The organism is Rhodococcus sp. Z13_19A (assembly GCF_058133575.1).
Genome location: NZ_JBYUNN010000002.1, coordinates 644518 through 658206 on the forward strand (window position 1 = coordinate 644518; position 13689 = coordinate 658206).

Annotated in this window: 13 protein-coding genes; 8 read left to right on the forward strand and 5 right to left on the reverse strand. The window is 73.5% G+C overall.

What is annotated here, in order from left to right:
• The first annotated feature begins 38 nt into the window (after positions 1-38).
• The 5 genes from rimO to pspM all read left to right on the forward strand — a co-directional run bounded on the left by rimO (position 39) and on the right by pspM (position 4632).
• Positions 39-1622: a 30S ribosomal protein S12 methylthiotransferase RimO gene (rimO, locus tag AC3YNX_RS09750; RefSeq protein WP_489995334.1), complete on the forward strand. Its 1584-nt coding sequence runs from the start codon at positions 39-41 to the stop codon at positions 1620-1622.
• 47 nt (positions 1623-1669) lie between these two features.
• Positions 1670-2224, forward strand: a complete 555-nt coding sequence (pgsA, locus tag AC3YNX_RS09755) for a CDP-diacylglycerol--glycerol-3-phosphate 3-phosphatidyltransferase (protein WP_489995507.1) — start codon at positions 1670-1672, stop codon at positions 2222-2224.
• A gap of 147 nt (positions 2225-2371) precedes the next feature.
• Positions 2372-2734 (forward strand): helix-turn-helix domain-containing protein, encoded by a 363-nt coding sequence (locus tag AC3YNX_RS09760; protein ID WP_127782404.1) that lies wholly within the window; start codon positions 2372-2374, stop codon positions 2732-2734.
• Between the two features lie 174 nt (positions 2735-2908).
• Complete coding sequence (locus tag AC3YNX_RS09765) at positions 2909-3808, forward strand: PspA/IM30 family protein (protein WP_489995335.1); 900 nt, start codon at positions 2909-2911, stop codon at positions 3806-3808.
• Positions 3809-3825: 17 nt separating this feature from the next.
• Positions 3826-4632 carry a phage shock envelope stress response protein PspM gene (pspM, locus tag AC3YNX_RS09770; RefSeq protein WP_489995336.1) on the forward strand — a complete coding sequence of 269 codons (807 nt, stop codon included), beginning with the start codon at positions 3826-3828 and terminating at the stop codon, positions 4630-4632.
• 6 nt (positions 4633-4638) lie between these two features.
• On the opposite strand, the gene AC3YNX_RS09775 is transcribed toward pspM, so the two are convergent.
• Positions 4639-5481, reverse strand: coding sequence for a DNA-formamidopyrimidine glycosylase family protein (locus tag AC3YNX_RS09775; RefSeq protein ID WP_489995337.1), 843 nt, complete (start codon positions 5479-5481; stop codon positions 4639-4641).
• A 218-nt stretch (positions 5482-5699) separates the two neighbouring features.
• Here AC3YNX_RS09775 and AC3YNX_RS09780 point away from each other — a divergent pair, with 218 nt between their 5' ends.
• On the forward strand, positions 5700-6578 hold the full coding sequence (locus AC3YNX_RS09780; protein ID WP_489995338.1) for a L,D-transpeptidase family protein: 879 nt from the start codon (positions 5700-5702) through the stop codon (positions 6576-6578).
• Positions 6579-6613: 35 nt separating this feature from the next.
• Here AC3YNX_RS09780 and bfr read toward each other — a convergent pair whose 3' ends face one another.
• Positions 6614-7096 (reverse strand): bacterioferritin, encoded by a 483-nt coding sequence (gene bfr / locus AC3YNX_RS09785; RefSeq protein WP_127782408.1) that lies wholly within the window; start codon positions 7094-7096, stop codon positions 6614-6616.
• 65 nt (positions 7097-7161) lie between these two features.
• A complete protein-coding gene (locus AC3YNX_RS09790) occupies positions 7162-7356 on the reverse strand; it encodes a (2Fe-2S)-binding protein (RefSeq protein ID WP_127782409.1) in 195 nt (64 codons plus the stop codon).
• 114 nt (positions 7357-7470) lie between these two features.
• Here AC3YNX_RS09790 and AC3YNX_RS09795 point away from each other — a divergent pair, with 114 nt between their 5' ends.
• Complete coding sequence (locus tag AC3YNX_RS09795; RefSeq protein WP_489995339.1) at positions 7471-7596, forward strand: hypothetical protein; 126 nt, start codon at positions 7471-7473, stop codon at positions 7594-7596.
• A complete protein-coding gene (locus AC3YNX_RS09800; RefSeq protein WP_489995340.1) occupies positions 7593-7760 on the forward strand; it encodes a hypothetical protein in 168 nt (55 codons plus the stop codon). The genes AC3YNX_RS09795 and AC3YNX_RS09800 overlap by 4 nt, the downstream gene beginning before the upstream one ends.
• Positions 7761-7779: 19 nt before the next feature.
• Here the strand turns inward: AC3YNX_RS09800 and AC3YNX_RS09805 are convergent, their stop codons facing one another.
• Together AC3YNX_RS09805 and AC3YNX_RS09810 are read right to left on the reverse strand one after the other, a co-directional pair.
• On the reverse strand, positions 7780-12462 hold the full coding sequence (locus tag AC3YNX_RS09805; RefSeq protein WP_489995341.1) for an ATP-dependent helicase: 4683 nt from the start codon (positions 12460-12462) through the stop codon (positions 7780-7782).
• 25 nt (positions 12463-12487) lie between these two features.
• A complete protein-coding gene (locus AC3YNX_RS09810; RefSeq protein WP_489995342.1) occupies positions 12488-13651 on the reverse strand; it encodes a lysylphosphatidylglycerol synthase transmembrane domain-containing protein in 1164 nt (387 codons plus the stop codon).
• Between the last annotated feature and the right edge of the window lie 38 nt (positions 13652-13689).

The window sequence follows — 13689 nt, forward strand, 5'->3', positions numbered from 1 at the left end:
GCGCAGGCTAGTACGGCCGGCCGGATAGGCTACGTAGCGTGTCTGTACTTTCCTCCTCCCCGTCCACCGCCTCCGCTCCCGGCTCTGCGCACCCGCCGGCTCGCGTCGCCCTCCTGACCATGGGCTGCGCCCGCAACGAGGTGGACACCGAGGAGATGGCCGGCCGGTTGGCTGAGGGGGGGTTCGAGCTGGTCGCCGACGGTGACCCGGCCGACCTCGTGGTGGTGAACACCTGCGGCTTCATCGAGCAGGCGAAGAAGGACTCCATCGACACGCTGCTGGCCGCCTCCGACACCGGCGCCAAGGTGGTCGCGGTGGGCTGCCTGGCCGAGCGCTACGGCGCGGAGCTGGCCAAGGACCTGCCCGAGGCCGACGCGGTGCTGGGCTTCGACCACTACCCGGAGCTGGCCGACCGTCTGCAGGAGGTCATGGCCGGCACCCCCATCGCCTCGCACACCCCGGCCGACCGGCGGCTGCTGCTGCCCATCTCCCCGGTGGAGCGCCCCAAGGCCGCGGCCGAGGTGGCCGTACCCGGCCACGCGTGGGGACCGGCCTCGCGAGTGGTCCGCCGCCGCCTCGACGACGCCCCGGTGGCGCCGCTGAAGCTGGCCTCGGGCTGCGACCGGCGCTGCTCGTTCTGCGCCATCCCCTCCTTCCGCGGCTCCTTCGTCTCCCGCGGCCCCGCCGAGGTGCTGGCCGAGGGCCGCTGGCTGGCCGAGCACGGCGTGCGCGAGCTGTACCTGGTGAGCGAGAACTCCACCTCGTACGGCAAGGACCTCGGTGACACCACCATCCTGGAGGCCCTGCTCGGCGAGCTGGCGGCCATCCCCGGGATCGACCGCGTCCGGCTGAGCTACCTGCAGCCCGCCGAGACCCGGCCCGCGCTGCTGCGCGCGGTCGCCACCACGCCCGGCGTGGCCCGCTACTTCGACCTCTCCTTCCAGCACGCCTCCGGCCCGGTGCTGCGCCGGATGCGCCGCTTCGGCGACCGGGAGAGCTTCCTGGAGCTCTGTGCGCAGATCCGGGCGCTGGCCCCCGAGGCCGGCATCCGCACCAACGTCATCGTCGGCTTCCCTGGGGAGACCGAGGAGGACCTGGTGGAGCTGGAGCAGTTCCTCATCGGTGCCCGCCTGGACGCCGTCGGCGTGTTCGGCTACTCCGACGAGGACGGCACCGAGGCGGTCGACCTGGACGGCCACGTCGACCCGGCCGAGGTGAACGTGCGCGTGCAGCGCATCTCCTCGCTGGTGGACGAGCTCACCTCGCAGCGGGCCGAGGACCGCATCGGCACCGAGGTGGTGGTGCTCGTCGAGCGTGACGGCACCGAGGACCTCGCCGAGATGGGCGAGGGCGAGGTCGGCCTGGCGTCGGGCCGCGCCGAGCACCAGGCCCCCGAGGTGGACGGCGAGTGCGTCTTCACCGAGGTCGGCAGCGTGGAGGTCGGTGAGCTGGTCCGCGCCCGGGTGGTGGGCAGCGACGGCGTCGACCTGGTCGTGGAGGCCCTGGAGGTCATCCCCCCGGAGCAGCCCGTGCAAGAGGAGACCGTGCAGGAGGAGACCGTGCAGTCACCGGAGCTCGGCGGGCAGCTGGCCGCCACCGGGGCCGCGCGGAGCGCCGGGTGAGCACCAGGCCGCTGCCCGACCCGCCGCCGATCCTGAACGCGGCCAACATGCTCACCATGCTCCGGCTGGCTCTGGTGCCGGTGTTCCTGCTGGCGCTCTTCGCGGAGTCGGGGGAGTCCACCGGGTGGCGGGTGGCGGCCTTCGTGGTGTTCGCCGTGGCCAGCATCACCGACCGCATCGACGGGGAGGTGGCCCGCAAGTACGGCCTGGTCACCGACTTCGGCCGGATCATCGACCCCATCGCCGACAAGGCCCTGATCGGCGGCGCGCTGATCGGGCTGAGCGTGCTCGGTGAGCTCACCTGGTGGGTGACCGCGATCATCGCCGTCCGCGAGATCGGCGTGACCGCGCTGCGGTTCTGGGTGATCCGCCACGGCGTGATCCCCGCCAGCCGCGGCGGCAAGCTCAAGACGCTGGTGCAGACCCTGGCGATCGGGCTGTACGTGCTGCCGCTGCCCGACGGGGTGCAGCCGTTCAGCCAGGCCCTCATGGTGCTGGCGGTGCTGCTCACCGTGCTCACCGGCGCCGACTACGTGGTACGGGCTCTGCGTCTGCGCGCCAAGGGAATTCGCATGAAGCAGGCCGCGGCCCGGGCGTCCTGACCACCCAGTGCCCGCACCCCCGGCGCCGGGACCAACACCCAGTGGCGCCAGTCCCACTTGTCCGGAAGGATCGGCTGGTCGGGAACTGACTGCGGGTGCCGCGACGTTGTACGTCATGACGGCACTCGACCAATGAAGGGCGGCACCATGGCACTGCTGCTGCGAGAGGCAATCGGGGACAGCTTGCGACGGGCACGGACGGCCCAGAGCCGCACCCTGCGTGAGGTCTCCGGGAGCGCGCGGGTGAGCCTCGGCTACCTGTCCGAGGTCGAGCGCGGCCGCAAGGAGGCCTCGAGCGAGCTGCTCGCCGCCATCTGCGACGCCCTCGACGTTCCGCTGTCCCAGGTCTTCACCGACGTGAGCCAGGCGCTGGCCTCCGGCGAGGGGGCCCAGTCGCGCGACACCGCTGCGGTCAGCCTCCCGCCCGGTCACAGCGCCGAGATCGCGGACGGAACACGGGTGGTCATCTCCGCCCCGCGGGGCCTGCACGTCACCGCCCGCGCCGCCTGAGCACAGGCGGCGCGCGGCCGTGAGGTGTGCAACGGTGCGGCCGCGGCTGAGAGGATGGGGTCCTGGGGCCGGGGTGACGCATCCCGGTCTGGCGCACGAGAGTCGTGCGCCGTCGCCGCAGGCGGCCGCCGCCGCGCTTCGCGGGGGCGCAGATGGTTGGGAGGCAGGCTGACGATGGCCAACCCGTTCGTCAAGGCGTGGAAGTACTCGATGGCGCTGTTCTCCAGCAAGATCGACGAGCACGCCGACCCCAGGGTGCAGATCCAGCAGGCCATCGAGGAGGCCCAGCGCCAGCACCAGGCGCTGTCGCACCAGGCCGCCGCCGTGATCGGCAACCAGCGCCAGCTGGAGATGAAGCTGAACCGCCAGCTGGGTGAGGTGGAGAAGCTGTCCACCAGCACCCGGCAGGCGCTGATGCTCGCCGACGACGCCCGCGGCAAGGGCGACGACGCCCGGGCCGGCCAGTACGAGAGCACCGCGGAAGCCTTCGCGGCGCAGCTGGTGACCGCCGAGCAGGCGGTGGAGGACCTCAAGAGCCTGCACGACCAGTCGCTGCAGGCGGCCGGGCAGGCCAAGCAGGCGGTGGAGCAGAACGCGATGCTGCTGCAGCAGAAGCTCGCCGAGCGAACCAAGCTGCTCAGCCAGCTGGAGCAGGCCAAGATGCAGGAGCAGGTGAGCAGCTCGCTGCGCTCGGTCAACGAGCTCTCCGCCCCGGGCACCACCCCGTCCCTGGACGACGTGCGGGAGAAGATCGAGCGCCGCTACGCCACTGCCCTCGGCTCGGCCGAGCTGTCCAAGGACTCGGTGGAGGGCCGGATGCTCGAGGTGCAGCAGTCCACCCACCAGCTGGCCGGACGCACCCGGCTGGAGCAGATCCGCGCCTCCATGGACTCCGGGGCCGGGGCGCTCAGCGCAGCGCCGGGGCAGCAGTCCCTCGGTGCGGGCGCAGGCCAGGACACTGCCCGACCCGCCGTCGACACCACCAAGGCGGCGCCCGGCCAGTCCAGTGCCGCCCAGTCCAGTGCCGCCCAGCCGGCGACCGAACCGCCCGCGCAGGGCGAGCGCCAGGCTTGAGCGGCCGTCCGCACGACATGAGCAGCCCGCGCTTCGACCTCTCCACCGCCTTCGCCTCTGCCCAGGAGGCGGCGCGGGGAGTGGGCAACGCCGTCACCCGTTGGCAGGACCCGCGCCGGCGGGCGCTGCGCAAGCGCCGCGCGGCGACGGCCAGCACCGTCGGCTTCGGCAGCGCCACCGGTGCCTTCACCGCGGGCACCGCCGGGCTCGCGGTCTTTGACGCGCCGTCGCTGGTGGTGGCCGCCGGCTGCGGGCTGGCTGCGGCGGCCGCAGTACCCACCACGGCCTTCGCGGTGCGGCTGCGCCGGCTGCGGCGCCTTCCGCTGCCGCCGGGCCGCTCGGTGGACCCCCGCCTGCCGCGGGCCTCGGCCGCCCTGGCGCCGCTGCGCGGGCTGGCCGCGGCGGAGTCCAGCCTGCACAACCTCTTCGGGTTGCTGGAGGCCGACGCCGCGGTACCCCCCGGGGAGGTGCAGGAGGCTCGCGCCTCCGCGGCCTCGGCTGCCGCGGTGCTGCGCCACGAGGCCGGTGCCCTCGGTGCGCTGGAGCGCGCCCGGGACTCCAGCCCAGTGGCCGCCACCGAGCTGGAGCCGGTGGTGGGCGAGGCGGTGCGGCGGCTGCAGGCCGGCGTCGCCGAGTACGAGCAGGTGGTGGCCGCGGCCGCCCGCGCGGTGGCCACCAGGTCGCGGCACACCGACCACCACCGGCCGGCGCTGACCGAGACCGCCGAGCGCATCGATGCACTCACGGCCGCGCTGGACGAGCTGGCCGGACTGCACACCGCCGAGCGGTCCTGGCGAGCGGAGCTGCCCACCCGCGAGTGGTAGGCCTGCTCAGGCCTTCTGCACGCGCTTGGCTCGGGCGGGCCGGGTGGCCAGCGGGGGGTGCGGGCCCGGCTGGCAGGTGGGGCACACGTAGGTCAGGCGCTGCCGGGGAGGCTCGCCCTGGTTGGCCAGGCCCACCGTGGTGCCGCAGCGGCGACACGGCAGCCCGGTGCGCTCGAACACCCAGTGCTCACGGTCGCGGCCGAGCAGGCCGGTGGTGGACTGCTGAGGGCGGTTGGCGTTGCGCAGCAACAGGTCCCGGCACAGCCGCACGCAGCGCACCGGGTCAACGGCGGACACCGGGCTCCACGGTGAGACGCCCAGCAGGAAGCACACCTCGGCCTTGTAGAGGTTGCCCACGCCGGCGAGCACCCGCTGGTCCAGCAGCGCCTGCCCCAGCTCGCGGCCAGGTTCGGCGCTGAGCCGGGCGACGGCTTCCTCCTCCTGAGCGGCGTCCCAGTGCTCACCGAGCAGGTCGGGGCCCAGGTGGCCGACCAGCCGGTCCTCCTCGGCGGTGGGCACCAGCGCCATCTGGTACAGCCGGAAGCCCACCGCCACCTTGGTCGGTGTCGCCAGCACCGCGCGCACCTGGTGGTCCGGGCCCTGCCAGCGACGGCCGGGGGAGTACAGGTGCCACGAGCCGTCCATCAGGAAGTGCGTGTGCAGGGTGCGTCCGTCGTCAAGGCGGATGAGCAGGTGCTTGCCCACCGACTCCACCGCGGTCACCGTGCGACCGGTGAGATCCACAGTGGACAGCTGGGGGTGGCGCAGCTCGCCGCGCACCAGCTGCTCGCCCACCAGCGCGGCACGCATCCGGCGGCCAGCCAGCCACACGGTGTCTCCCTCAGGCACGTCCCCAATGATCGCACCCGGTGCCGTGGCCGCCGCACGCGTGGCTTTGCTGAAGCGGCCGGGCCCTGCCACCCCGTGCTCTACGGTGTGTCCACAGTGTTCGGGGGGTGCACGCGCCCCCTGCTACGGGGCGGTCAGGTCCCTCATCGCCCTTTTTCCGGCTCTCTCGGTGCGTTGAGGCCCCGCAACGCCCCGTGCTCAGACGGAGACGAGGCGCGATGAGACGGTCGCTCGGGACACGGGCGGTGGCGGTGAGCGTCCTGCTGGGTATCGCGCTCACCGGCGTGGGCGGCGGCCAGGCGGTGGCAGCGGCCGCGACGCCGGTGCCGGTCAGCGTGAGCGTGGCACCGGTGGCGGCGGCCGTTCCGCTCGCGCCGGTGACCCGGACGGCCGTCAGCGCCCCGACCGCAGCCGCGGCCCCGGTGCGTGCCCAGGCGGCGGGCTTCGACTGGGCCACCGTGTGGAGCTTCCTGGTGGGGCTGTTCCAACAGGTGTGGGCGTGGCTGTTCCCGCCGCCGCCGGCCACGCTGCCGCTGCCCTACCAGGGCAACGCCGACCAGGTGATCACCGTGGTGGCGCCTTGGCGCGGCGCGAGCACCGCGACCGTCACCGCCTGGAACCGCACGCCGACGGGGTGGACGCAGGTGTACGGCCCTGTGCCGGCGAACATCGGGCCCAACGGCATCGGCCAGGCCTCGGAGTACACCAACCTCACCCCGGAGGGTGCGTACCCGCTGACCCAGGCGTTCGGCCGGCAGGCCAACCCCGGCACTCGACTGCCCTACTTCACCACCGGGTGGTGGGACTGGTGGGACTCCAACGTCAACAGCCCCACCTACAACACCCACGTGGTGCAGCAGAACAGCCCCGGGGGAGCATCGGAGAACCTCTTCGGGGCGGGGGCGGTCTACGACTACGCCGTGGCCATCGGCTACAACGCCGCCCGGGTGCGCGGAGCGGGCTCGGCCTTCTTCCTGCACGTCAGCAACGGCCAGCCCACGGCGGGCTGCGTGGCGGTGCACCGGGACGACCTGGTGAACCTGCTGAGATGGCTCGACCCCGGCGCGCGCCCCGCCATCGTGATCGGGAGCGCCTAGCGCCGGGGTCGGCCTGCAGGCCCGGTTGGCGAAGCTCAGGCCTCGGAGACCGGCGCCACCTGCTTGGCCAGGTAGAGCTGCTCACCCAGGGTCTTGATGAGGTCGAGCTGGGTCTCCAGGTAGTCCACGTGGCCCTCCTCGTCCTCGAGGATGGTCTCGAACAGGCGCGCCGACGTGGTGTCGTTGACGGAGCGCATGTACTCGATGCCCTCGCGGAGCACCGTGACGGCGTCCACCTCCACCTGCAGGTCGGACTCGAACATCTCGGTGATGTTCTGGCCGATGCGCAGGGGCTCCAGGCGCTGGTAGTTGGGGAGACCGTCCAGCATCAGGATGCGGTCGGTGAGCACCTCGGCGTGCTTCATCTCGTCGATCGACTCGGCGCGGGTGTACTCCGCGAGCTTCGACCAGCCACGCGAGTCCTGCATCTTGGCGTGCAGGAAGTACTGGTTGATCGCGGTGAGCTCCCCCGTCAGCTGCTTGTTGAGGAACTCGATGACCTTGGGGTCACCCTTCATCTACGCCTCCACTGGGACATCGCACATGCGTGCCGGCGACCTGCCGGTAGCGAGGCTCGGGGGCGTCAGCCCGCCAGCTTCAGCAGCATTCTTTCACGCCGGGTCCCAGCATCGATGAGGTCGCAGATGCGATCGAGGCAGCTGCCACAACCAGTCCCCGCGTAGCAGCGCTCCCCGACCTCTTCCTCGGTGCTCGCCCCGTTCTCGATGACCAGCTCGACGTCGGTCTCAGTGACCGCGTGGCAGATGCAGACGAACATGGGCGTGGAGGTCCTTCCACCGAAGTTTAGGTATCCCTAACCTTACTCACGGCTCGGACGCTTTGGGAAGAGTCATTTTCCCAGGTTTTGCCGTGCGCAACCGAAGATTTGTCGGTGCCCGGCGAGAACTTTGCGGTGGCAAGCCTCGACGCTTGGGACATCGCCGCCCATGATGAGAGGCTGACGCTCAACACACCCGTCATGGCGGCGGGCTTCGTCGAGGTGAGGACAACGGCATGATCTGGAAGATTCTCGGGGTCCTGATCATCGTCTGGCTGGCGGTGACACTGATCGGTGCGATCGTGAAGGGGCTGTTCTGGCTCGCCGTCATCGGCGGGCTGCTGTTCGTCGGCACCGCGGCCTACGCCGCCATCAAGGGCAACAACCAGCGCAGCATCCGGTAGTCGCCGGTATCGGCCGCGCTCAGGCTCGCAGGCGCATGCCCCGCGGGGTGGCGTGGAAGCCGGCGTTGCCCAGCACCGTGCCCAGCGCCGAGCCCAGTGCGTCCACCCCGTCGGTGCGCTCCACCGCCACCGAGCGCAGCCGACCGTCGTGCACGGCAGCGGCGAGCTCACGAGCGGCCCGGTCCAGGGTGGCGGCATCGGCGGTGAAGCTGAGCAGCGACTTGCCGCCTCGCTCCAGGTACAGCGCCGGCACTCCGTCCACCAACACCACCAGCGCGCCCGCCTTGCGGCCGGGGCGGTGCCGGTTGCGCGCGGCGGCACCGTCTCCGGGTGCGCGGGGGTCGGGCGTCTGCTCGGCGAGCACGGCCGGGGGCCACTCCAGCGCCGCCCCCCACGGCTGGGCCGGGTCGGTGGCGGCCAGCAGGGTGACGGTGGGCTCGGCGCGGGCGTCACGGTCGGCGGAGGCCACCGAGCGCAGCCGGTCGATGGCGCCGGGCACCGCGAACTGCGCCCCGCCCAGTCCCTCCACCACGTAGCCGCGCCGGCACCGCCCGGAGTCCTCCATGGCCCGCAGCACCTTGTAGACCCCGGAGAAGCCGCCGGTGATGCGCTCGGTGTCCACCGAACCGCGAGTGAGCACGCCGTGGCGCTCCAGGTAGGCCTCGGCTCGGGCGTGCGCACGCCGGGTGGGATCCGCCTCCCGCGGCACCGCTGCCGACCAGCGACCGGCCACCGTCGGGGGACCGGTGCGCGAGGGCATGGCCGGCCGTCCCGCGCGCATCCGGGCGTAGCGGCTGCGCGGGGCGGAGCGCCGCGCCTTGTGGGTGCCGCCGGCGCCCACCTGCGCGCGCACCGGGGCGAGGGTGTCGTTGGTGACCAGCCCGGCCCACACCAGGTCCCACAGCGCGGTGACCACCTCGCTGTCCACCGGCAGCGGCTCACCGGCCTCGACCAGCGCGGCCCCCACCCGGTCGGTGAGCTGCCGGAAGAACAGGGCCCCGCCGTCGAGTGCCTGCAGCAGGTGGCGGTGCAGCGGTGAGTCGGGTGCCTGCTCGTCCACCTCGGGCAGCAGCAGGTCGGCCACGTCGGTGGGCGCCAGGGCGATCCAGCCGTCGCCGCCGGGCAGGCTGCCGCAGCCGGTCCAGGTGACCTCGCCAGAGGCGGTGAGCTCGTCCAGCAGGGCGGGGGAGTAGCCGGACAGCCGGGCCGGCAGGATCAGTGACTCCAGCGCGCTGGCGGGCAGCGGCGCCCCGGCGAGCTGCTCCACCACGCCCAGCAGGTCGTCGGCGGTGGGCGCCCGGCGCCGCGGGGCTGCGCCGATGCCGTGCCACAGCGGCAGGAAGCGGCCCAGCGCCGCCGGCTCCACCGGCTCCACCTCCGCGCGCAGCCGGGCCAGCGAGGTGCGGCGGATGCGGCGCAGCACCTCGGCGTCGCAGTACTCCGTACCCGCGCCGTCCGGGCGCAGCTCGCCCCGCACCAGCCGCCCGGTGCCGGTGAGGCGGTCGAGCACCCCGACGACGACGGCGGTGCCCAGGCCGTAGCGCTGCGCCAGGGTGGCCGGGGCGAACGGGCCGTGGGTGCGGGCGTAGCGGGCGGTCAGCTCGGCCAGCGGGTCGGGGGTGGGCTCGGTGAACACCTCGGGCACCCCCACCGGCAGCGCGGTGCCGAGCGCGTCCCGGTACCGCCCGGCGTCCTCGATGGCGATGTAGCGCTGCTCGCCGGCGATGCGCACCAGCAGCGCCCGCCGGTCCTGCTCCAGCTGCTCCAGCCACTGCGGCGCCACCCCGCGCGCCAGCCCGTCGGCCACCGACAGGTCGCCGACGAAGCGCAGCAGGTCCGCGGCGCCCTCCACGTCGCGGGCGTGGCGGTCGGGGTCGGTGCGCTGCAGCTGCGCCTCGATCTCGGCCAGTGCCTCGGGGTCGAGCAGCTCGCGCACCGACTCCGAGCCGAGCAGCTCGCCGAGCAGGGTGGAGTCCAGGCTGAGCGCGGCGGCCCGGCGCTCGGCCAGCGGCGCGTCCAGCTCGTAGAGGAAGGTGCCCACGTAGCCGAACAGCAGGCTGCGGGCGAACGGCGACGGCGCCGGGGTGGTGACCTCCAGGACGCGCACCTTCCGGGCGGCGACGTCGGCCATCAGCTCGCGCAGCCCGGCCAGGTCGTAGACGTCCTGCACGCACTCGCGCATCGCCTCCAGCACCACCGGGAACGACTCGTAGGCGCTGGCCACCTCCAGCAGCTGGGCGGAGCGCTGGCGCTGCTGCCACAGCGGGCTGCGGCGGCCGGGGTTGCGCCGCGGCAGCAGCAGCGACCGGGCCGCGCACTCGCGGAACCGGGCGGCGAACAGCGCGGAGGAGCCCACCTCGGCGATCACCAGCTGCTCCACCTCGTCCGGGTCGAGCAGCACGTCCTCGGCGGTGACGAGCAGGTCCCCGCCGGAGTCGTCGAAGGCCTCCGGCAGGCGCAGCACGATGCCGTCGTCGGCGCTGGCCACCCGGGCATCCACCCCGCGCCGCTCCCGCAGCCGGGCTGCCACGGCCAGCGCCCACGGCCCGTTGACCTGCGCGCCGAACGGGGAGTGCACCGCCACCTGCCAGTCGCCCAGCTCGTCGCGGAAGCGCTCCAGCACGATGGTGCGGTCGTCGGGCACCCCGCCGGTGGACTCCCGCTGCTCCGCCAGGTAGGCCAGCAGGTTGTCCACGGCCCACTCGTCCAGGCCGGCCTGGCGGGCGCGGGCACGGGCGGGCTCGGCGTCGGCGGCCACGATCTCCCGGACGAACGCGCCCAGGGCCCGGCCCAGCTCCAGCGGGCGGCCGATGGACTCCCCGCGCCAGAACGGCATCCGGGCCGGCTGGCCGGGGGCGGGCACGGCGATCACCCGGTCGTGGGTGATGTCCTGCACCCGCCACGCGGTGGAGCCGAGCAGGAAGGTGTCACCCACCCGCGACTCGTAGACCATCTCCTCGTCCAGCTCGCCCACCCGGGTGCCCGACTCGCCCTCCGCGCCGCCCGGCGTCATCACGGTGAACAACCCGCGGTCGGGGATGGTGCCGCCGGAGGTGACGGCCAGGCGCTGGGCGCCGGGGCGTCCGCGCAGCTCGTCGGTCACCCGGTCCCAGGTGATGCGGGCCCGCAGCTCGCCGAACTGCTCGCTGGGGTAGCGCCCGGAGAGCATGTCCAGCACGGCCTGCAGCGCCGAGTCGGGCAGCGCGGCGAAGGGTGCCGCCCGGCGCACCACGGCGGCCAGCCCGGCCACCGTCCACGGCTCCAGCGCCACCATGGCCACCACCTGCTGCGCCAGCACGTCCAGGGGGTTGCGCGGGTAGCTGATCGCCTCGATCTGCCCGGCCGCCATCCGCTCGGCCACCACCGCGCAGGAGACCAGGTCGCCGCGGAACTTGGGGAACATGACGCCGGAGGACACCGCACCCACCTGGTGCCCGGCGCGACCGACCCGCTGCAGGCCCGAGGCCACGCTGGGCGGTGCCTCCACCTGGACCACCAGGTCGACCGCGCCCATGTCGATGCCCAGCTCCAGCGAGGAGGTGGCCACCACGCAGGGCAGCCGTCCGGCCTTGAGGTCTTCCTCCACCAGGGTGCGCTGCTCCCGCGACATGGAGCCGTGGTGGGCCCGGGCGATCACCACCGGTGCCCCGTCGGTGGTGCCGGAGGCCCCCGGGGCCTCGGCGGGAAAGTGCTGGGCCGGGGCGGGCGCCTCGTCGCCCAGCAGCGCCGCGGCGACCGCGTCGGTGACCTCCAGCTGCTCGGCGGCCAGCTCGTTGAGCTTGGACGTCAGCCGCTCGGCCAGCCGCCGGGAGTTGCAGAAGACGATGGTGGAGCGGTGTGCCTGCACCAGCTCGAGCACCCGGGCCTCCACCGCCGGCCAGATGGAGGTGCGCCGCTCCGTCCCGGCCGCCGACCCCTCCACCTCCCCGGTGAGCTCACCGAGGTTGGCGAGGTCCTCCACCGGCACCTCGACGCGCACCTCCACGGTCTTGGGCGTGCGCGGCTGCACCACCTGCACCGGCCGGCCGCCGCCGAGGAAGGCTGCGACCTCCTCCACCGGGCGCACCGTCGCGGAGAGGCCGATCCGCTGAGCCGGGGTCTCCAGCAGCTCGTCCAGGCGCTCCAGGGACAGGGCGAGGTGGGCGCCGCGCTTGGTGGCGGCCACCGAGTGCACCTCGTCGATGATCACCGTCTGCACCCCGCGCAGCGAGTCCCGCGCCGCGGAGGTGAGCAGCAGGAACAGCGACTCCGGGGTGGTCACCAGGATGTCCGGCGGGGTGCGGTTGAACGTGCGCCGCTCGCTGGCGGGGGTGTCGCCGCTGCGGGTTCCGACGGTGAGGTCGGGCACCGGTAGCCCGAGCCGCTGGGCCTCCTGGCGGATGCCGGTGAGCGGGGAGCGCAGGTTGCGCTGCACGTCCACCGCCAGCGCCTTCAGCGGTGACACGTAGAGCACCCGGCAGCGCAGCCTGGGCTCCTCCGGCGGCGGCTCGGCGGCCAGCCGGTCCAGCGCCCACAGGAACGCGGCGAGGGTCTTGCCGGATCCGGTGGGCGCGACCACCAGGGCGTGCTGGCCGGCCTGGGCGGCGGCCCAGGCGCCGGCCTGCGCGTCGGTCGGTGCGTCGAAGGCGCCGGTGAACCAGGCGCGGGTGGCCGGGGAGAAGCCCTGCAGGGCGGCCCTCGCGTCGTTTACCGGGTTGGTCACGCACCCATCATGGCGCGGGGGTCCGTCAGCCTTCGGCGGCAGGTTGGCTGACCTGCGTGGACCGGCGGCCGCGCGCGTGCTGGGTGCGCCGCCAGTAGAGGTAGGTGAACAGGCCGACGACCGTGGGCAGCAACCAGGTCGCCATCCGGTAGAGCAGCACCGCCGACACCAGCTCCGGCGTCGAGGAGACGGTGCCGAAGCCGTTGCCCAGGATCGTCAGCAGCGACCCCTCGGCCACCCCGAGGCCGCCAGGGCTGGGCATCAGCAACGAGATGAGGGCGGTGCCGGCGTAGGCGACCACGACGCGCGCCCAGGACACCTCCACCACCCCCTGCAGGTGCAGGGCGGCACCCAGGGCCAGGCAGTTGATCAGCTGGACGGAGGCGATGGCGACGGTGAGGGCGAGCCACCGCTGCCGCACCAGCTCGGCGGAGCCGACCCGCAGCTCGGCGACGCGACCGGGCAGGTCCGGGTGCTGCTGCCGGTGCAGCCGGCGGAGCACGGCGTTGACGACCGTGCCCACCAGCGATCCGACCCGGCGGGCGAAGGACTCGCTGCGCAGCACCTGCGCCAGCACCACCACGGCCAGTGCGACGACCACGAGGACCGCCGCAGCCACGACGGCAAACACCTGCGGCGAGCCGGGCTGGGTGGCGAGCACCGCGAGCGCGATGCCCCCGAGGGTGTAGCGGACCAGGCTGTTCCCCACGTCCATTACCAGCACGCTGCGGGCGATCTCGGCCAGCCGGAAGCCCCAGGAGCGCGTCATGGCGAAGGTGAGGCCGGTGGCCACCGCACCGCCCTCGGGCAGGGTGTTGGACACCGCCGTGCCCGCGGTGTTGGCGATGACGGCCTGGCGCAGGGTCTGCCCGGGCAGGGCGATCATCAGGGCAGGGGCGTTGGACAGCAGGAGCACCAGCCCCAGACTCACCAGCGCCACCACGTGCCAGGCCTGGATCAGGTCGAGGCTCGCGCTGTTGTCGGCCTCCGCGGACAGCTCGGTGACGATGGCCCAGAAGATCGCCGCCACGATGCCGTAGGTGAGCACCGCGCCGACGGCCTGGCGCAGCACGGTGCGGTGCCGCCGCGGGAAGCGCCACACCGAGTGCAGCGCCGTGTACCAGGCGTTCTCGTGCCACGCGGTGGCGCGCAACCGGACGACGTCGGAGCTGGTGGTCACCTTCTCCATGGTCCGGGAGCGCACCTTCCGCCGACCACCTAACGGTG

Bases quoted from the DNA above. Each gene is read 5' to 3' on its own strand.
- pgsA (WP_489995507.1), top strand. From the start codon at position 1,670: ATGCTCACCATGCTCCGGCTGGCTCTGGTGCCGGTGTTCCTGCTGGCG.
- AC3YNX_RS09760 (WP_127782404.1), top strand. From the start codon at position 2,372: ATGGCACTGCTGCTGCGAGAGGCAATCGGGGACAGCTTGCGACGGGCA.
- AC3YNX_RS09765 (WP_489995335.1), top strand. From the start codon at position 2,909: ATGGCCAACCCGTTCGTCAAGGCGTGGAAGTACTCGATGGCGCTGTTC.
- pspM (WP_489995336.1), top strand. From the start codon at position 3,826: ATGAGCAGCCCGCGCTTCGACCTCTCCACCGCCTTCGCCTCTGCCCAG.
- AC3YNX_RS09780 (WP_489995338.1), top strand. From the start codon at position 5,700: ATGAGACGGTCGCTCGGGACACGGGCGGTGGCGGTGAGCGTCCTGCTG.
- bfr (WP_127782408.1), bottom strand. From the start codon at position 7,096: ATGAAGGGTGACCCCAAGGTCATCGAGTTCCTCAACAAGCAGCTGACG.
- AC3YNX_RS09790 (WP_127782409.1), bottom strand. From the start codon at position 7,356: ATGTTCGTCTGCATCTGCCACGCGGTCACTGAGACCGACGTCGAGCTG.
- AC3YNX_RS09800 (WP_489995340.1), top strand. From the start codon at position 7,593: ATGATCTGGAAGATTCTCGGGGTCCTGATCATCGTCTGGCTGGCGGTG.
- AC3YNX_RS09810 (WP_489995342.1), bottom strand. From the start codon at position 13,651: ATGGAGAAGGTGACCACCAGCTCCGACGTCGTCCGGTTGCGCGCCACC.